19 protein-coding genes and 1 tRNA gene are annotated in these 18,194 nt (G+C 64.8%); 7 read left to right on the forward strand and 13 right to left on the reverse strand.

Features of this window, described 5'->3' with window-relative positions; all coding sequences use genetic code 11:
• Positions 1 to 39: 39 nt before the first annotated feature.
• Genes FHW83_RS15055 through FHW83_RS15070 form a run of 4 tightly spaced genes read left to right on the forward strand, consistent with a single transcriptional unit; the run spans position 40 to position 3,139 of the window.
• Complete coding sequence (locus tag FHW83_RS15055; protein ID WP_229224217.1) at positions 40 to 891, forward strand: alpha/beta fold hydrolase; 852 nt, start codon at positions 40 to 42, stop codon at positions 889 to 891.
• 22 nt (positions 892 to 913) lie between these two features.
• Positions 914 to 1,759 carry an alpha/beta fold hydrolase gene (locus tag FHW83_RS15060; RefSeq protein ID WP_176647176.1) on the forward strand — a complete coding sequence of 282 codons (846 nt, stop codon included), beginning with the start codon at positions 914 to 916 and terminating at the stop codon, positions 1,757 to 1,759.
• A 5-nt stretch (positions 1,760 to 1,764) separates the two neighbouring features.
• Positions 1,765 to 2,136: a helicase gene (locus FHW83_RS15065; RefSeq protein WP_176647177.1), complete on the forward strand. Its 372-nt coding sequence runs from the start codon at positions 1,765 to 1,767 to the stop codon at positions 2,134 to 2,136.
• 16 nt (positions 2,137 to 2,152) lie between these two features.
• Positions 2,153 to 3,139, forward strand: a complete 987-nt coding sequence (locus tag FHW83_RS15070) for an MDR family oxidoreductase (protein ID WP_176647178.1) — start codon at positions 2,153 to 2,155, stop codon at positions 3,137 to 3,139.
• On the opposite strand, the gene FHW83_RS15075 is transcribed toward FHW83_RS15070, so the two are convergent.
• The 10 genes from FHW83_RS15075 to FHW83_RS15120 all read right to left on the reverse strand — a co-directional run bounded on the left by FHW83_RS15075 (position 3,129) and on the right by FHW83_RS15120 (position 12,722).
• Positions 3,129 to 4,751 (reverse strand): GMC oxidoreductase, encoded by a 1,623-nt coding sequence (locus FHW83_RS15075; protein ID WP_176647179.1) that lies wholly within the window; start codon positions 4,749 to 4,751, stop codon positions 3,129 to 3,131. The genes FHW83_RS15070 and FHW83_RS15075 overlap by 11 nt on opposite strands.
• 3 nt (positions 4,752 to 4,754) lie before the next feature.
• The gene (locus tag FHW83_RS15080; protein ID WP_176647180.1) at positions 4,755 to 5,444 is read right to left on the reverse strand and encodes an OmpW family protein; all 690 of its coding nucleotides are present in this window, start codon (positions 5,442 to 5,444) and stop codon (positions 4,755 to 4,757) included.
• A gap of 38 nt (positions 5,445 to 5,482) precedes the next feature.
• Positions 5,483 to 6,289 (reverse strand): SDR family oxidoreductase, encoded by an 807-nt coding sequence (locus FHW83_RS15085; protein ID WP_229224198.1) that lies wholly within the window; start codon positions 6,287 to 6,289, stop codon positions 5,483 to 5,485.
• A complete protein-coding gene (locus FHW83_RS15090) occupies positions 6,282 to 7,754 on the reverse strand; it encodes a class I adenylate-forming enzyme family protein (RefSeq protein ID WP_176647181.1) in 1,473 nt (490 codons plus the stop codon). Before FHW83_RS15090 ends, FHW83_RS15085 begins: the two co-directional genes overlap by 8 nt.
• A 36-nt stretch (positions 7,755 to 7,790) precedes the next feature.
• Positions 7,791 to 8,696 carry an alpha/beta hydrolase gene (locus FHW83_RS15095; RefSeq protein WP_176647182.1) on the reverse strand — a complete coding sequence of 302 codons (906 nt, stop codon included), beginning with the start codon at positions 8,694 to 8,696 and terminating at the stop codon, positions 7,791 to 7,793.
• Positions 8,697 to 8,701: 5 nt separating this feature from the next.
• On the reverse strand, positions 8,702 to 9,676 hold the full coding sequence (locus tag FHW83_RS15100) for an enoyl-CoA hydratase/isomerase family protein (protein ID WP_176647183.1): 975 nt from the start codon (positions 9,674 to 9,676) through the stop codon (positions 8,702 to 8,704).
• Positions 9,677 to 9,798: 122 nt separating this feature from the next.
• The gene (locus FHW83_RS15105) at positions 9,799 to 10,500 is read right to left on the reverse strand and encodes a TetR/AcrR family transcriptional regulator (protein WP_176647184.1); all 702 of its coding nucleotides are present in this window, start codon (positions 10,498 to 10,500) and stop codon (positions 9,799 to 9,801) included.
• Between the two features lie 68 nt (positions 10,501 to 10,568).
• Positions 10,569 to 11,030: a DUF2147 domain-containing protein gene (locus FHW83_RS15110; protein ID WP_176647185.1), complete on the reverse strand. Its 462-nt coding sequence runs from the start codon at positions 11,028 to 11,030 to the stop codon at positions 10,569 to 10,571.
• Between the two features lie 34 nt (positions 11,031 to 11,064).
• The gene (locus FHW83_RS15115; RefSeq protein ID WP_176647186.1) at positions 11,065 to 12,072 is read right to left on the reverse strand and encodes an NADP-dependent oxidoreductase; all 1,008 of its coding nucleotides are present in this window, start codon (positions 12,070 to 12,072) and stop codon (positions 11,065 to 11,067) included.
• A 41-nt stretch (positions 12,073 to 12,113) separates the two neighbouring features.
• Positions 12,114 to 12,722, reverse strand: coding sequence for a TetR/AcrR family transcriptional regulator (locus FHW83_RS15120; protein WP_176647389.1), 609 nt, complete (start codon positions 12,720 to 12,722; stop codon positions 12,114 to 12,116).
• A gap of 262 nt (positions 12,723 to 12,984) precedes the next feature.
• On the opposite strand from FHW83_RS15120, the gene FHW83_RS15125 reads away from it, so the two are divergent.
• Positions 12,985 to 14,514: a catalase gene (locus FHW83_RS15125; RefSeq protein WP_176647187.1), complete on the forward strand. Its 1,530-nt coding sequence runs from the start codon at positions 12,985 to 12,987 to the stop codon at positions 14,512 to 14,514.
• Between the two features lie 36 nt (positions 14,515 to 14,550).
• On the forward strand, positions 14,551 to 15,489 hold the full coding sequence (locus tag FHW83_RS15130) for a LysR substrate-binding domain-containing protein (protein WP_229224199.1): 939 nt from the start codon (positions 14,551 to 14,553) through the stop codon (positions 15,487 to 15,489).
• A gap of 25 nt (positions 15,490 to 15,514) precedes the next feature.
• Here FHW83_RS15130 and FHW83_RS15135 read toward each other — a convergent pair whose 3' ends face one another.
• Positions 15,515 to 16,087: an alpha/beta hydrolase gene (locus tag FHW83_RS15135; RefSeq protein ID WP_176647189.1), complete on the reverse strand. Its 573-nt coding sequence runs from the start codon at positions 16,085 to 16,087 to the stop codon at positions 15,515 to 15,517.
• A gap of 121 nt (positions 16,088 to 16,208) precedes the next feature.
• On the opposite strand from FHW83_RS15135, the gene FHW83_RS15140 reads away from it, so the two are divergent.
• Positions 16,209 to 16,661 (forward strand): Lrp/AsnC family transcriptional regulator, encoded by a 453-nt coding sequence (locus FHW83_RS15140; RefSeq protein WP_176647190.1) that lies wholly within the window; start codon positions 16,209 to 16,211, stop codon positions 16,659 to 16,661.
• A 74-nt stretch (positions 16,662 to 16,735) separates the two neighbouring features.
• Here the strand turns inward: FHW83_RS15140 and FHW83_RS15145 are convergent.
• Together FHW83_RS15145 and FHW83_RS15150 are read right to left on the reverse strand one after the other, a co-directional pair.
• Positions 16,736 to 16,828: transfer RNA gene (locus tag FHW83_RS15145), tRNA-Ser, on the reverse strand.
• Between the two features lie 101 nt (positions 16,829 to 16,929).
• Positions 16,930 to 18,177: an aspartate kinase gene (locus tag FHW83_RS15150; protein WP_176647191.1), complete on the reverse strand. Its 1,248-nt coding sequence runs from the start codon at positions 18,175 to 18,177 to the stop codon at positions 16,930 to 16,932.
• Positions 18,178 to 18,194: the final 17 nt, after the last annotated feature.

Genomic DNA, 18,194 nt, shown 5'->3' on the forward strand with positions numbered 1-18,194 from the left:
CCCTTCCTGGCCACGGCGGCCACCGATACCCCGGCGCAGATGGCGCAAGCATCGGCCGTCAGCTGGGCCAACGTTCCGACCCAATTTGTTTCCGCTGGCGGCGTCAATTTCGCATACAGGGAACTGGGCAGGCAAAACGGCGGCACCCCGGTGATCCTGCTCAATCACCTGGCCGCCGTGCTGGATAACTGGGATCCGCGCGTGGTGGACGGCCTCGCGGCAAAGCGTCATGTGATCGTGTTCGACAATCGCGGCATCGGCGCCTCCAGCGGCTCCGCGCCAAAAACGATAGAGGCCATGGCGGACGACGCCACCACCTTCATCAAGGCCCTGGGATACGAGCAGGTCGACCTGTTCGGCTTTTCCATGGGCGGCATGGTTTCCCAGGAAATCGTGCTCAAACACCCGCAGCTGGTGCGCAAGCTGATCCTGGCGGGCACCGGCCCCGCCGGCGGCGAAGGGATCAGCGCCGTGGCGGGCGTGGCGAACTGGGACATTATGCGCGGCTTGTTCACTTTCCAGGACCCCAAGCAGTTCCTGTTCTTCACCCGCACCCCGAGGGGCATCGAGGCCGGCAAGGCCTTCCTCGCGCGCTTGCAGGAACGCTCGGCCAATCGCGACAAGGACATCGCCATCTCCGCGTATATCGCGCAACTCGAGGCGCTCAAGGCCTGGGGCAATAAGCAGCCGGCCGATCTTTCGGTGATCAAGCAGCCCGTGCTGGTCGTCAACGGCGACTACGATCGCATGGTGCCGACCGTGAACTCGCAGGACCTCGCGCGCCGTCTGCCGAACAGCAGCCTCATCATCTATCCGGACGCCGGCCACGGCGGCGTGTTCCAGTACCACGCCGAGTTCGTGCCGGCCGCGCTCGCATTCCTGGCACGCTAAGCCGCCCACCAAGGACATCGACATGCCTTACACACACAACACCGCCCCCACCTGCTTTGTCGAGGTGGACGGCGCGCGATTCGCCTATCGCCGCTGGGGGAACAGCGGCACGGGACAGCCGCCGCTGTTTTTACTCCAGCATTTTCGCGGCGGCATGGACAACTGGGATCCGCTCATGACCGACGGCCTGGCCGCCGGTCGCGAGGTCATCCTTTACAACGGCAGGGGTATCGCGTCGTCCACCGGCACGCCGCGTACGCGCATCGAGCAGATGGCGGACGATGCCGCGGCCGTGATCCGGGCGTTGGGCTTAAGCCAGGTGGATGTGCTGGGCTTCTCGCTGGGCGGCTTTCAAGCGCAGGATTTGACCCGGCGCCATCCGGCGCTGGTGCGCAAGCTCATGCTGCTCGGCACCGGTCCGCGCGGCGGCAATCCCGATTCGGCGCCGGGGGTGGTGGAGGTCGCGACGCACGCGGTGCCGACTGTGGATGATTTCCTGTTCCTGTTCTTCGGCCGCTCGGAGGCGGCGAAAAAGGCCGGGCGCGCGTTCTGGGAGCGCCGTCACCAGCGAATCGATCAGGACCCGCCCAGTTCGCCGGCCGTGATTCAAGCCCAGATAGAGGCCAATATGTACTACTTGCCGAAACTGGACCCGGCAGACCCGTTCGCCCATTTGCGCGAAATCACGCAGCCGACCTTCATATTGAACGGCAACGACGACATCATGGTCCCGACCATCAATTCCTGGTCCATGGCCCAGAACATCCCGAACGCGCAGTTGTTCATCTATCCCGATGCCGGCCACGCGGCGCAGTTCCAGTATCCGCAGCGCTTCCTGCGGCACGCCATTCAGTTCCTTGACGAGTAAGCCACATGCTCAAGTTCAAATTATTGCTCTGGCTCCTGCCCAAGCTGCTGCAGCGGGCCATCAACACCCAACCCGCTTGCGCCAGGTATGTGCAAGACAAAATACTGCTGTTCCAGATCCGCACACGCGGCGGAGCCGGCCGCTATTTCACGATCGCGGACAACAAGGTACGCTCGACCGCCGGCCTCCATCCCGCACCACAATTCACCCTGAGCTTCAGGGACGCGGACCGCGGCTTCTCCATCCTTTCAGCAAAGAACGGCAAGGAAGCCTTCCTCAACGCCTTGCACGACCAGGATCTCGACATCAGCGGCGACTTCGTCGAAGTGATGTGGTTCCAGGGGCTGACCGAATTCCTGCAACCACCCAAACCATAGAATAGAGAGGCAAACCATGTCATTCAAAGCGCTATTGGCATCCAAGTCCGGCAGCACCGTGTCCACCAGCGTGGTCGAGCTGGACGAGGGCGAGCTCATGCCCGGCGACGTCACCATCGCGGTCGAGTATTCCTCGCTCAATTACAAGGACGCGCTGGCCGTCAGCGGCCGGGCCGAAATCATCCGCACGTTTCCACTGATCGCCGGCATCGACCTGGCCGGGACGGTCGAGTCGTCCAGCTATCCGGGCATCGTGCCTGGCGATCGCGTGGTGCTCAACGGCTGGCAGCTGAGCCAGGCCCATCACGGCGGCTACGCGCAGAAGGCGCGCGTCAACGGCGACTGGCTGGTCAAGCTGCCGGAGGTTTTCTCCACCAAGGACGCGATGGCGATCGGCACCGCCGGCTACACCGCGATGCTGTCGGTGCTGGCGCTCGAACATGGCGGCGTCCACCCTGAGCACGGCGACATCCTGGTCACCGGCGCCAACGGCGGCGTCGGTTCGATCGCGATCGCGCTGCTGTCGCGGCTGGGCTACCGCGTCGTCGCCTCGACCGGACGCCTGGCCGAGGCGGACTACCTGCGCAGTCTTGGCGCCGCCGAGATCATCGACCGTGCCCAGCTGTCGGAATCCGGTCCCCCTATCGCGCGCGAGCGCTGGGCCGGCGTGGTCGATTGCGTCGGCAGCCACACGCTCGCCAACGCGCTGGCGCAAACCCGGTACGGCGGCGTGGTGACCGCCTGCGGCCTGGCACAAGGCACCGGCTTGCCGGCCTCCGTGCTGCCCTTCATCTTGCGCAACGTGACCCTGGCCGGGATTGATTCCGTCAACGCACCGCAGGCGATGCGCATTCAAGCCTGGGCGCGGCTGGCACGCGACCTCGACCTGGACAAGCTGGCCAGCACGACGCAGCTGATTGGTTTGTCGGAAGTGCCAGCAGCCGCCGAACGGCTGCTGGCGGGACAAGTGCGGGGCCGCACCATCGTCGACGTCAACGTCTGACAGGCCCGGCGCGGCCAGCCGCGCTGGATGCCGGCACCTGCGCCATGGCGTATTCGGCCAGCGCGGTGATGGTCAGGGCCGGGTTGACGCCGGGATTGGCGGGCATCGCCGCGCCGTCGCACACCAGCATGTTCCGGTAGCCGAACACGCGCAAATGCTGATCGATCACGCCGCTGGCCGCATCGGCGCCGATGACGGCGCCGCCCAGCACGTGGGCGCTGGTGGGAATGTCCGCCAGCGCTTCCAGCACATTGCTTTGCGCGATACCGCCGGTGCGCCGGGCCAGCCATTCGGCCGCCTGGTTCGCCACCGCGATATAGCTGGGATTCGGCTTGCCGCTGTCCTGTGCGGTGACCAGGCGGTAACCGCGCCCGAGCCAGCGTTTCCTGGGGCGCAGCGCGATGGCGTTGTCCAGCGTCTGCATGACCAGCAGCGTCACCATGCGGCGGCTCCAACCGGCCGGCCAGAGTGTCTTCAGCCATTGGATGGGGTGCCGCGCGATCGCCGCCAGCCACGACAGCGGCCGCGTCCAACGGTTGCCAGGGCCGACCAGGACGGTGTACATCAAGCTCATCGCGTCGGCCTTGCGGCCGTACGTGAGGAATTCAATATGCGTGTCCTGATCCACATGCACGCTGCTGCTGGCGGTAACGTCGTTCCAGGTCTTGATGTCCCTGGGCAGGCGCACGTTCAGCACCGACTCGCTGTTCGTCCGGACCAACTCGCCAAGGCGGTCGCTGATCCGTGGCAACGCACCGCCGAGCTTGCAATTGGCCAGCAGCTCATTGGTGCCCAGCGCGCCGCCGGCGAACACCACGCCGCGCGCGACGTGGGTACGGCGGCCGCGCCGGAACCACGCGCCGGGATGCTCGGTCGTCACCAGGTAGCCGTCACTGCCATCGGCGGCGCCGGCGGGCCTGACCTCGACCACTTCACGCTCCGCCATCACCCGCACGCCGCGCTTCTCCGCGAACCACAGGTAATTCTTCACCAGCGAATTGACGGCGCCGACGCGGCACCCCACCACGCACGCGCCGCAACGCGTGCAGCCCGTGCGGTCCGGCCCTTCTCCGCCAAAGTACGGGTCCTTGACGGTCTGCCCCGGTGCGCCGAAGAAGATGCCGGTCGGCGAACGCGTGAACCCGTCCGGATTGCCGACATGACGCGCCAGCTCCCGCGCCAGCCGCTGGTTGGTGGAGTCGAACGGCACGGGCGAGATGCCCAGCATGCGTTCGGCGGTGGCGTAGTGCGGTAAAAGGCGGGCGTGCCAGTCGCCCAGCGCGCGCCATTGCGGATTGGCGAAAAATGCCGGCCGCGCGCGGTACAGCACGCCGCCGTAAACCGTGCTGCCGCCGCCGACACCGGACTGGCTCGGCACGAATACATGGCGGAATACCTTCATCCGCATGACGCCCCGCAGGCCCAGCGCGGGCGCCCACAGGAACTTGCGCAACTGCCAGGTCGACTCGGGCTTGTCCTGGTCCTGGAATCGCTGGCCGCGCTCCAGCACCCCGACGCTGTAGCCCTTTTCCGCCAACCGCAACGCCGAGACACTGCCGCCGAAACCCGAACCGATCACCAACCAGTCGTAGTCATATGCGATCGCAGCCATACGTCAGAACTTGTAGCCGAGCGTGACGCCGAAGATGCGCGGCGAGTCCTTGAGCGTGACGTTGCGCGTGATGGCGCCGAAGCCGGGCGTGTCGGTCGCCACCGATGCCGAGGTATTCAGGCGAAACGCGGAGTACTCGACGTTGATGCACCATTGGCGGCCCAGCGCGTACTCCATCCCTGCCCTGCCGTAGGCACCCCACGCGGGGCGCAGGTCGATGGTGCTGCCGCTTCCCTGCACGGCGGCGGTGTAGGCCGGCGTGGACTCCTGCTGCGTGAAAAAGGTATAGGTCACGCCGCCCGCGACGTAGGGACGGAAGCCCGAGAACTCGCCCGGGCTGTAACGCAACATCGCGGTTGGAAACCAGATGCGCGTCCTGGCCACCGCCCCGACTGGCGCCGCGACGCCCGCCCCCACCGCGGTCAGCGTCGGCGGGATGCCGAGCTGGATTTGCCCCGACCAGTTGTCGGACCAGCGCCGCTCGTAGCTGATGGCGTAGACGTTCAGATCCCTGGCGGCCAGCTTGAGGCCGGGCGGTGTGGTGCCAGGCGGCCCGGTCAGATCGCCCGACCGCAGGTCGAAGTGAACTCTGGCGTAGCCAGCTCGAACCGTATTGTTTTCCACTTCATCGGCATGTGACGGGACGTACGCCGCCAGCGCCGCGACGACGGCGGCCAGTTTTTTTACTCGCATTGTTGTCTCCTGAGGATTGTAGTTATTGAGGTGCTTCTTCAGTGGGCTAATTTCCTGACCACCAAGCGCGTGAGGGCGGTTGGTGTGATGCGCGTCGCCAGCGACAGCAGGCTCGCCTGCGGCCCCACCGTCCAGTGGGTCTTGTGGATCAGGCGACGGGTGGTGGCGCAGCGCCACACCTTGGCGGCGACGTCGGCCGGCGCCAAACGGATGCCCAGCGATTTCGCGCTGGGCAGACGCTCGAAGCTGGCCGCCATCGCGCTGCTGACAAAGCTGGGCCAGATGTCGCTGACACGGATGCCGTAGCGGCTCCATTCCAGGTCCAGCCCCTCGGTGAAGCCGCGTACCGCGAACTTGGTGGCCGAATAGGTCACCAGATCGGGCTGGCCATAGATCGCGGTGGCCGACGCCATGTTGATCACGCGCGCGCCCGGCGTTTGCCGCAGATAGTCCAGCGCGCGGTGGCAGCCGATCAGGATGCTGGCGACATTCACGTCGAGCATGGCGAAGTGGCGCTTGAGCGGGACGCTTTCAAACGCCCCGGCGGTCAGGATGCCGGCATTGTTCAACAGCACGTCCAGGCGCTTCCCGCTCCGCCGCCAAAAGTCCGCCAGCGCCAGCTCCCAGGCCTCGGGATCGCTGACATCGAGCGCGCCACAGGCCGTGTTGCCCTCACCCAAAGCCGCGGCGACCTCCCTCACGCCGTCCGCGTTCACGTCGTACAGGCCGACAAACCAGCCTTGCCGGGCAAACAGTTCGGCGCACGCGCGGCCGATGCCGGAGGCGGCGCCGGTGATGAAGATGGCGGGCCGTCCCATGGGGTCCTGCACGTGGGGCTTATTCATATTGTGCTTTCAACCTGGCGCGCAGTTTGGGTTTATCGATCTTGCCCATGGCGTTCTTGGGCAGGCTGTCGAGCAGGTGGATGGCGACCGGCCGCTTGTAGCGCGTCAGCCGTTCGGCGCAATGCGCGTCCAGCTCTTCCACGGTCGCATGCAGGTCCTGGCGGCAGGCCACATACGCGACCACGATCTCGCCCAGCGTGTCGTGCGGCGCGCCGATGACCGCCGATTCCTGCACGGCCGGGAATGCGTTCAGCACATCCTCGATCTCCTTGGGATAGATATTCTCGCCGCCACGAATGATCATTTCCTTCAGGCGGCCAACGATGGACAGGTAGCCATCGGCATCGATACGCCCGAGGTCGCCCGTGCGCAGCCAGCCGTTGACCAGCGTCTTCGCCGTTTCGTCGGGCTTGCCCAGGTAGCCACGCATGACGTTGGGGCCCTGCACCAGCACCTCGCCGATGACGCCGGCGGGCAGATGGCGGCCTGTCACATCGGCGATGGCGACGCGCTGGCCCGGGAACGGCAGCCCGACGGTGCCCGCCTTGCGGACGCCGTTGAATGGATTGATGGTGGAGCCGCAGGTCCCTTCCGACAAGCCATAGCCCTCCACCACCGGGAAGCCAAAGCGGGCCTCGAAGCCCGCCAGCAGACCGGCGGGCGCCGGCGCCGCGCCGCACACGCCGAAGCGCAGGCTCGATGTATCCGGCTTGATGTGTTCCGGCAAGGCGTGCAGCATGGCGTAGATGGTCGGCACGGCGGAGAAGTACGACGGCCGCAGACGTTCGACATCGGTGAAGAAGGTTTCAATATCGAAGCGCGCGCGGATGGTGACCTGGCTGCCGGCGGCGAGCGGCATCAGGATGCTGACCACGATGCCGTTCACATGGAACAGCGGCAGCACCAGCAGGCAATGATCGGCCGGCGTGATCTGGGTGGCGTGGCGCGCCATGTCGGTCATCGCGTCGATGTTGGCGTGATCGAGCATCACGCCCTTGGGCAAGCCGGTGGTGCCGCTGGTATAGATCAGCAGCGCCAGCGCGGAGGGATCCTCGACCGTCGGCCCGCGATAGTGGGCGCCAAACTGGACGTCGCCGCGCAGCGCGCCGGCCGGCAAGGTCTGGACCTGTCCGGCAACCGGCGCCCCGCTGGTGTTGATCAGCAACCTGGCGTTCGAATCGCTGAGCTGATGGGCCGCTTCCTGGGCCGTGAGGTTGGGATTGAGCGGCGTGACCGCCGCCCCCAGGCGCCATGCGGCAAACATCGCCACCACAAACTCCACCTGGTTGGGCAGCATGATGGCCACCACGTCGCCACGGCCGATGCCGATCTCGGAAAAGATACCGGCCGCCGTCAACACCCGGTCGTGGAACTGCCGGTTGGTCAGGCTGGCGCCGGCGTCGGCCAGGCATGGCGCATCGGGCGCCTGGGTGGCGCGCCGGTCGGGCAAACTTGAAAATCGCATTTTTCTGTCTCCAATAATTGTGATTCGGCGCCGGGACTAGGGATGCAGGTGGCGTTTCAGAAATTCGGTCTGGTCGGTTACGGCCTCCTCGAAGTGATTCCCCAGGTAAAAGTCAAAATGGCCGCAGTCGTACACCTTGGTCTCGCCGCGCGGGGCGCGCGCCGCCATCGCGATGGTGCGTTCGGGCGGCGTCACCGTGTCGGTGCGGCTCACGCAGAACAGGATCGGGAACCGCACCTTGGCCGCGCGCCGCCCGGGACGGTAGCTGATGATCTCCGGGATCACCCTGGCGGCGACGTGGTTGACGAAGCGCATGCCCTTGGGCATCAGGGCCTGATAGCCCGGCAAGGCGTCGTGGGCATTCATCAGCGCCGGCCGCCCAGGCAGGGCCGCGATCGGCACCATGACCGGTTCCCGCCCGAACAGGCGCGCGGCGAAGTCGCGCATGACCGTCGGGGTGATCCGCAAGGAGGCGCGCAAGCCCAACGCGGCGGCCGACTCCAGGCCGTCGGTGAACGGACACTGGCTGATGGCGGCCTTCAGTTCCGGATGCCGGCTGGCCACTTCGATCGCGTGGCCGCCGCCGAAGGAACTGCCCCAGATCGCCACGCGGCCGCCATCGACCTCGGGGCAGGACTTGACGAAGTCGAGGGCAGCATCCCAATCGGCCAGCTGACGCCTCACCGACATCAACTGGCGCGGCGTGCCGCCGCTGTCGCCAAAATAGCGGTAGGTGAACGCCAGTGTCGCGATGCCGGCGGCGGCGAAGCGTTCCGAATACGCATCCAGACGCATTTCGCGCACCGCGCCCAATCCATGCCCCAGCACCACGACCGGCGGCTGGACCACGCCGACCGGCAGGTAGAGCCAGGCCGAGCAATACGCCTCGCCCGACATGAAGCGAATACTGCGGCGGGTGAATTTGTATGGGGGAGTCAACATGGCGTTCATTTGCCGCCCCGCGTGCTGTTCATGGGGAAACGGCCGCCCTGCAACGCCTCGGCGAAAATGGCCGGCTCGTACAAGGGCAAGTCGCCCTCGCGCGCGGTCCGGTCCATGTATTCGAGCATCAGCGACTGCGAGGTGCCGCCGGACAGCGCGGACATGAACTCGGTCCTTTCCACATGCAGCCCGTCCTCCAGCGACATCGAGCCGCCGACGTAGACCGCGCGCTTGATGGCGCGGATGGCCTCGCGCGGACGCGCGCCCAGATACTGCGCCAGCGCCAACGCGCGCTCGATCAGTTGATCCGGCGCGACCACCTCGTCGACCAGGCCGATCTCAAGAGCGCGTGCGGGCGCGGCCGGCCGCCCTTCAAGCATCATCATCAAGGCGCGGTGGGCGCCCACCAGGCGAGTCAACCGCTGCGTGCCGCCGCCGCCCGGCGGTATGCCCAGCAAGACTTCCGGCTGGCCGATGAAGAAGTCGCCGTCTGCCATCAGCCGCACGTCGCAAGCCTGGGCCAGCTCGCTGCCCAGGCCCAGCGCCGAACCATTCAACGCGGCGATGAACAGCACGCCGCAGCGGTTCATGCGCATGAAGGTCGCATGCAACTCGTCCAGCTGCATGGCGCCGCCCAGCGGTGTGAACGCGGCGATCGGAGCCACCAGCGGCATGCGTCGCACGCCGGCTGCAGCGTGCGCCACCGCCGACGTCATGCCGCGCGCGATCGACGGGATGGTGGTGCCGCCTTCCTGCAGCCATTGCACGTCGGCGTGGCCGATGAAGCGGCCGGGATGGGTTCCGGTGAGCACCACGGCCTTGACTTCGGGATCGGCCTCCACTTCGGCGACCAGTTCCGCCAATGCCTCGGCCATCGCCAGCCCCATCACCCCTTGCGGGCCGCCATCCAGCCACACCACCAGCACCGGGCCTTGGCGCTGTGATGTCAGCCCGCCCGCTCGAACCTGTTTCTTGTTCATACCTTGATCTCCTTTTGTCGCATATTCGCGGCGTTAATAACAGTGTTATGGATTAACCATAACACTGTTATTTAAGGATTTCAAGGAAGAACTGACGGCGCCGGCCGGCGCCCGGCGATTTGCTACACGGCGCGCGAGGTTTTGTTGTTTTGAATGGCGGCCCACGTGGCGTGGGCGGCGGCCGTTGACGCCTCGGCTTGCGCCCGCTTGGCGCCCAGGCCGACCACCAGGTTGACGCACATCGGTGTCAGCACCTCTGTCTCGGCGTCGGACACGCCGGCGAAATGGCCGCCCAGATCGAGCATGATGAAGCCATGCAGCGCACTCCAGAATTGCAGCGCGAGCAGGCCGGGCTCCGCCTGCCGCACGGCTTTGCATTGCACCAGCCGCTCGCAACCGCGCAACAGGAAGGCATAGGCGGCAAGGAAGGAAGCGGACTGTCCGCTCAGGACGGGTTCGGCGGTGCCGCGTGTGGGACTGTAGCGGCCATGAATCGACAGGCCGAACATCAAATCGTACAAGTGCGGGTTGCGCCGCGCGAAATCATGGCAAGCGAGCGCCATGGCGCACAGGTCCGCCATCGGATCGTCCGATGGCGGCAGCCGGCCAAACACCGAGGCCTGGCGGTTGAAGCCCTCATCGGCCACCGCCTGCAGCAGCTCCGGGACGCCGCCAAAATAGGTGTACACGCCCATGGTGGAAAGCTGCGCCTCGGTCGCCACCGAGCGCGCCTTGACTTCGGATGGCCCGCTCTTGGCAAGCAGGCGGATGGTGGCTTCGACCAGGCGGGTGCGCGGGTCGGAGAGGGAATCGTCAGCGGGCATAATCGGTCGGTGCAGGGCTATAACAGCGTTATTATAGCACCGCACGTTAACCGCCCGGCCTTGCCGCCCTACTCCTGCCGCACCCAGGTCTGCGAGCGCCCCAGCAGGGGCATGCCGATATAGCCGCGCACGCTGAGCTTCTTGCCGCCGTCGATCAGCTGCAGCTTGCTTCGGTAGACCTTGCCGTTGTCCGGGTCCAGGATCTGGCCGCCGGCGTAGGCGTCGCCGTCCTTCTTCAGCTCGCTCAGAATCACCAGGCCGACGATAGGCGCATCCTTGTTTTCGCCCTCGCATTTTTCGCACTTCGGATTCTGGCTTTCGCCAGGCGCGGGAAAGACCTTCTCGATCTTGCCCTGAAGTGTGCCGGCCGACTCCGTGATGCGAATCAGCGCCCGTGGCTTGCCGGTGGCGTCATCGATGTTTTTCCATAGTCCGGCCGGGGAAGCGTCGTCGGCCCAGGCCGCCGGCCACGCCAGCACCGCACAGGCCAGCGCCACGGCGCCGGCGCGCCTTTGTCTAAAAGTCCGCATTGCATTGTCTCCTTTTTGGAAATAGGCCCCGTCTTCAGGGCTTGACCATCTGAACAACCACCTTGCCTTTGGCGCGCCCCTGTTGGAGGTATGCCAACCCCTCCTTCGCATCCGCGAAGGCGAAGACCTTGTCGACCACCGGCCGGATGCGCGAAGACTCCAGCAGCTCGCCAATCTTGCCCAGTTGACGCCCGTCGGGACGGACGAACATGAAGGAATATCGGGCGCTGCGTTTTTGCGCCAGACGGATGATCTTGCGGCTTAACAGGCCGAACACGAACTTCATCAGGAAATTCATGCCGCGCGCGCGCGCAAAGGCCGCATCCGGTGGACCGACGAGCGAAACGAGGCTGCTGCCGGGCTTCACGATCTGCATTGCTTTTTCCAGCCCATCGCCGCCCACCGTGCCCAGCACGGCGTCGTAGCCACGCAGCGTTTTTTCAAATTCCTGCGTTTTGTAATCGACCACCTCATCCGCGCCCAGGCCGCGCACAAACTCGACATTGCCGGTGCTGGTGGTGGTGCCCACCTTGGCGCCAAGTTGCTTGGCCAGCTGGATGGCGAAGGTGCCGATGCCGCCAGAACCTGCGGGCACGAACACCTTTTGCCCTGGCTGCAGCTGCGCGCGCTCAGTGAGCGCCTGCCACGAGGTGAGCCCCACCATCGGAATCGATGCCGCCTGCACGAAATCCAGATTGGCGGGCTTGTGGGCGGCGACACGCTCGGGCACGGCCGCATACTCGGCCAGCGAGCCGACACCCAGGTCGAACAAGCTGGCGAACACCGCGTCGCCGACCTTGAAGCGGTTCACGCGGCTGCCGACCTCGACCACCACGCCCGCCAGGTCGCTGCCCATCGTCGCCGGCAGATCGAACTTGAGGATGGGCTTGAACGCGCCCTTCGCAATCATGTTGTCGACTGGATTGAGGCCGGCGGCATGCACCTGCACCAGAATCTCATCGGCCTTGATGGTGGGCCGGGGAACATCGGCAAAGGCGAGCGCATCGATGCCGCCATAGCGTTTCAGGACAAGTGCTTTCATAATATTACGCCCATCATATTTATATGTAAAAAAAACCGCCCTCACTGCGGGGCGGGCGCGAACTGCTTCATGGTCGCTTCGCACATCGCCTTGGACAAGCGTGGATCATCGACGGCGCGCGCCATGACCGTGGTGCCAATCAGGGCGCACACCAGGGCCATCGCCTGCTCATGCGCCTTGGGCTGCCCCCAATCGGGCATCTGGCGCGCGAACACGTCAATCATTTCCTTGATGTGTATGGTCGCGGCGCGGCGCACTGCCGGGGACTGCCGGGGCATCTCCGAGCCCAGCGCCGACACCGGGCAACCGGTCTCGATGGCGGCAATATGCTCGGGCGCCAGATACGCCTGCATCATCGCCTGCACGGCCTCACCGGGGGGCGCGGCGGCGGCCACGCGTGCCGCCAGCGCGACCGACTCCATGCCGGCGCGGTCGGCGGCTTCCGCCAGCAGCGCGTCACGCGATTCGAAATGCGCGTAGAACCCGCCGTGCGTCAGCCCCGCCTCCTTCATGATGTCCGCCACGCCGGTGCCGTCATAGCCGCTGCGGCGGATGGCGCGCGAGGCCACCTCCACGATACGTTCGTGGGTGAGTTCCTTGCGGCTGGCGGGCTTGCGATGTGGAGTTTTGGTCTGCATGATCATCATCATATACCAATTTCGCCCGGCGTGCACGCCATGCGCCAGGCAGCGGACACCGACTTGCTGCAAGCGGTACGGGTACATCAGCACAACACTCAGGTGCATGAATGCACCAATCGCTCTGCGCGCCGACCGGATGGCGCGGGCTGGCGAGTCATTGCTATTGCAAAAATGCAAATTACTATAATTCCGATAGAAACAATAAAATTTACCTATTTATTGTCTGAAAAGTACATTGTCACTACCGCAATCAAAATGAAAGGACTTGAAAATGAACCGACATGCGCGCATAAGTGCGGCCGTGCTGATCCTGTTAGGCGTGAGCGCCGCGAGCGCCCAAGTCATCAATGACCTGACGCGTGACAACGGCGCACCGGTTGGCGACAACCAGAATTCGCAAACGGCCGGCCCGAACGGTCCCGTGCTGCTGCAGGACGTGCAGTTGATCCAGAAACTGCAGCGCTTCGACCGCGAGCGCGTGCCGGAGCGCGTGGTACATGCGCGCGGCACCGGTGCTTACGGCGTCTTCGTCGCCAGCAAGGACATCTCGGAGCTGACGCGCGCCGCCGTATTCAAGCCGGGCGAGGAAACGCCGGTGTTCGTGCGTTTCTCCAGCGTCATCCACGGCAACCACTCGCCCGAGACCCTGCGCGACCCGCGCGGCTTCGGCACCAAGTTCTACACCCGCGAAGGCAACTGGGATTTGGTGGGCAACAACCTGCCGGTGTTCTTCATCCGCGACGCGATCAAATTCCCGGACATGGTGCACTCGCTGAAACCGGCGCCGGACACCAACATCCAGGACCCGAACCGCTTCTTCGACTTCTTCTCGCATCAGCCTGAGGCCACCCACATGCTGACCCGGGTGTACTCGGACTTCGGCACGCCCACCAGCTATCGCGAGATGGATGGCAACAGCGTGCACGCCTACAAGTTTGTCAACGCCAATGGCCAGTACAGCTACGTCAAGTTCCACTGGAAAAGCCTGCAAGGTCAGCGCACCTTGAGCGCCAAGGAAGCGGAAGCGATCCAGGCGAAAGACTTCAACCACATGACCCGCGACCTGATCGACGCCATCAACAAGGGCAATTATCCGAAGTGGGATCTGTACGTGCAGGTGCTGCAGCCGTCGCAACTGGCGGCCATGGATTACGACCCGCTGGACGCCACCAAGATCTGGACCAATGTGCCGGAAACCAAGGTCGGCACCATGACGCTGAACCGCAATCCCGACAATGTGTTCCTTGAAACCGAGCAGTCCGCGCTGGCGCCGTCCAACCTGGTGCCGGGCATCGAGCCTTCCGAAGACCGCCTGCTGCAAGGCCGCATCTTCTCCTACGCCGACACCCAGCTGCATCGCGTCGGCACCAATGGCTTGCAGCTGCCGGTCAACCGCCCGCGCGCCGCCGCCGTCAATTACAACCAGGATGGCGCCCAGAACCCCGGCGCACGCAAAGGCAATGTGAACTATCAGCCCAGCGAACACGCCGCGGTGGCCGACAACGCGCAATACAAGTACAGTCAGCTGCCTTTGACCGGCGCCACGCAGCAGGAACGCATCGCCAGGACGCGCAACTTCACCCAGGCCGGCGAGTTCTACCGTTCGCTGAGCAAGCAGCAGCAGGCCAATCTGGTCAGCAACCTGGCCAGCGACCTGGGACAGGTGAAGGACGAGAACGTGAAGTACACCATGCTGTCCTATTTCCAGAAGGCCGACGCCGGCTACGGCAAGGCCCTGGCGATGGCGGTGAAGGCGGATCCCGGCCGGGTGGAAACGCTGGCCGCCGCGTTGCGCGACTAACCGGGCGAGTTCATCGATGTCGTCAACGGTAGCACGATGAAAAGTCTGGACGATCTGTCGTACTTTGTGGCCGTGGTGCGGCACCAGGGTTTCTCGGCCGCCGCGCGCGCCACAGGGATCGACAAGACCCGTCTTAGCCGGCGCCTGGCCGCGCTTGAGCAGCGGCTGGGCGTCTGCCTTCTGCAACGCAATACCCGTCACATCACGCTGACAGAGGCGGGCAGCCGGTTTTACGCGGACTGCCTTCAGGTGGTCGACGGCGCCCACCAGGCCTACCAGAATGTGGAGATCCTGCGCGGCGAGCCCATCGGCACGATCCAGATTGCCTGCCCGCCCCATCTCGCCAGCGGCTACCTGACGCGGATTCTGCCGGCCTACCTGGCCGCCCACCCCAAGGTATGCGTCAAGCTGGAGCTTGGCGACACCGACGTCGGCAACCCGAACTGCGACGTCGCCATCCGCTCCACGGTACCAGCGGGCGGCCAGTCGGAGGTGGTGGCCCGCGTGCTGGGCCGCACACCGCGCGTGCTGCTGGCCAGCGGCGACTATCTCGACCGCCACGGCCGCCCGCAAACACCGGACGCCATGGCCTCGCTCGAGGCGATCGCGCTGCCATACGAAGTGCGCGCCGGCCATGTGCATTGGCGGCTGATGGGGTCGCGCGGCCACGCGACGATGGTGTCGCTCTCGCCACGGCTGCAGACGGGCGATTTGCAAATGCAGTTGTCGGCGGTGGCGCAAGGACTTGGCGTCGCCTCGCTGCCAGTGGCGGCGGTGGGCACGATGGCGAATACCGCCCGGCTGGAAAGAGTGCTGCCGAAATGGACCATGCCGGATGACATCATCTACGCCATCTATGCCAATCCACGCGGCATGTTACCCTCGGTGCGCAGCCTGATCGACTATCTGGTCGCGCATCCCCCGGTCGCCGCAAGCGGCCGTGGCGGCAATCACTCCTATTCGTTCGCGTTGTAGAGAGAAGCCCGCATCGCGGATTTGATCAAGCTGCGGACGTTATCGCCGGGCCTGCAAAGGCTCGCAGCAGTGCCCAGCCGTCGGGCCAGTGACCAAGTCCGCTGGCGGAATTGATATGGCCGCGTGCGCCGATGCGATGCAGGCTCCCGCCCCAGTCGGCTGCGCGGCGTTTGGCGTAGTCGACGCTGCCGTAGGGATCGTCGTCGCTGGCGACGATCAATGACGGGAAACCGAGGTGTTCCCTTGGTAACGGTGCGAAGCCCTGCGCTTCGGCAGGAAAGACCGGAGCAGACGGATCCGGCACCGCAACCAACAATGCGCCGGCGACAGGCGCAAGCGAATCACCGCCGGCCACGCGACGCCGCGCCGCCCAATGTGCCACCGCCAGGCACCCCAGGCTATGCGCGACCAGGACCACCCGCGGTCCCGCCTCCCGCACCGCATGTTCCACCGCCATCACCCAGTCCTCGCGCGCCGGCGCATCCCAGCTGGACGGCGCAATCCGCGTCACGTCCGCGTGGCTGGCTTGCCAGTGGCTCTGCCAATGCTGCTCCCCCGAATTGCCGATGCCCGGCACGATCACGATCCGATTCCGCATGTACGCCCCTCCGTTGTTGACTGCATCCAGTATAGGCGCTACCCTGCCTCCACCCCATGGGCTGCCAAATGAATTACAAGCCGCCCACCGATAAATTGCATGAAATTGAGGACCTCGGCAAATGAATGAAAAGCGCACGCTGGACAAGCTGGATTGCCACATCCTGGAGCTGTTGCAGCGGAACGCCCGCATGAGCAATACCGAGATCGGCAAGCGGATCGGCCTGTCGCAACCGGCCGTTACCGCGCGTATCCAAAGGCTGGAGGACGATGGCGTCATCGAGGGCTACGGCGCCCGCATCAACGCGCGCCGAGCCGGCCTCGAAATCAGCGCGTTAATACGGCTGAAAACGACACACGACAAAATCGAGGCCTGCCTGCGCCTGTTCGACGCCACGCCGGCTATCACAGCGGCGGACCGTGTCACGGGCGAGGATTGCTTTATCGTGCGCGCTACAGTGGGTGCCATGAGCGAGCTGGAAGCTGTGATCGATGGCCTGGCGGCGTTTGGTGCGGTATCGACGTCCATCGTGCTGGCCACCTATCCGTCCAAGCCTATAGCCATACCGAAGTAAAAACAAAAAAACCGCCGGCCCTTGAAGGAACCGGCGGTTTCTTTGACGTCCATCTGGCTAACTGGACGATGTTCTGGCGGAGACGGTGGGATTCGAACCCACGATACAGGTTTTGCCCGTATGCTTCCTTAGCAGGGAAGTGCCTTCGGCCACTCGGCCACGTCTCCTAGTCGATCGCTCAACTATGTCCGCCGTGAAGCAGACGACCGCCATAGTATAGACCGCGACCCGTTTGGTCAAGGCAACATGGCGGTTTTTTTCGGAAAATTTATGCCTTTTCCAGTTCGAACGCCTTGTGCAGCGCACGCACGGCCAGTTCCATGTACTTCTCGTCGATCAGCACGGAAATCTTGATCTCCGAGGTCGAGATCATCATGATGTTGATGCCCTCTTCCGACAGGGTGCGGAACATTTTCGACGCCACGCCCACGTGCGAACGCATGCCCACGCCCACCACCGAGATCTTCGACACTTTGGCGTCGCCGGTCACGCTGGCGGCGCCCAGTTCGGCCTTGGTGCCGTTCAGCACGTCCAGCGCGCGCTGGTAGTCGTTGCGCGGCACGGTGAAGGTGAAGTCGGTCTTGCCATCCACCGATTGGTTCTGGATGATCATGTCGACTTCGATGTTGGCGTCGGCCACCGGGCCCAGGATGTGGTAGGCCACGCCCGGACGGTCTGGCACGCCCAGCACGGTGATTTTGGCTTCATCGCGGTTGAACGCGATACCGGAGATGACTGCTTGTTCCATGTGTGTATCTTCCTCAAACGAGATCAGGGTGCCGGAGTTGGCTTCTTCTTCGATGTCCAGCATCGGGTCGGTCAGCGACGACAGGACGCGGGTCGGCACGCGGTAGTTGCCGGCGAACTCGACCGAACGGGTCTGCAGCACTTTCGAGCCCAGCGACGCCAGTTCCAGCATTTCTTCAAAGGTGATGGCCTTCAGGCGGCGCGCTTCCGACACCACGCGCGGGTCGGTGGTGTAGACGCCGTCGACGTCGGTGAAGATCAGGCACTCGTCGGCCTTCATGGCGGCGGCGATCGCCACGGCCGAGGTGTCCGAGCCGCCACGGCCCAGCGTCGAGATGTTGCCCTCCTCGTCCACGCCCTGGAAGCCGGTGATGATGACGATCTTGCCCTCGTCCAGGTCGCGGTTGACCTTTTCGTTGTCGATCGACTGGATACGTGCTTTGGTGAATGCGGAATCGGTTTTAATCGCGACTTGCCAGCCGGCGTAGGACACGGCCTTCTTGCCAATCGCCAGCAGCGCCATCGACAACAAGCCGACCGAGACTTGCTCGCCGGTGGAGGCGACCATGTCCAGCTCGCGTGGATCCGGCTGGGCTTGAATTTCCTTGGCCAGGGCGATCAGGCGGTTGGTCTCGCCCGACATTGCCGATGGGACCACCACAATGCGGTGCCCGGCGTCATGCCACTTGGCGACACGCCGCGCCACGTTCTTGATACGGTCCGTCGAACCCATCGACGTACCGCCATATTTGTGCACGATTAAAGCCATAACAGTGAGTTTTCCGC

Source organism: Duganella sp. SG902, from assembly GCF_013376005.1.
Lineage (GTDB): Bacteria > Pseudomonadota > Gammaproteobacteria > Burkholderiales > Burkholderiaceae_D > Rugamonas.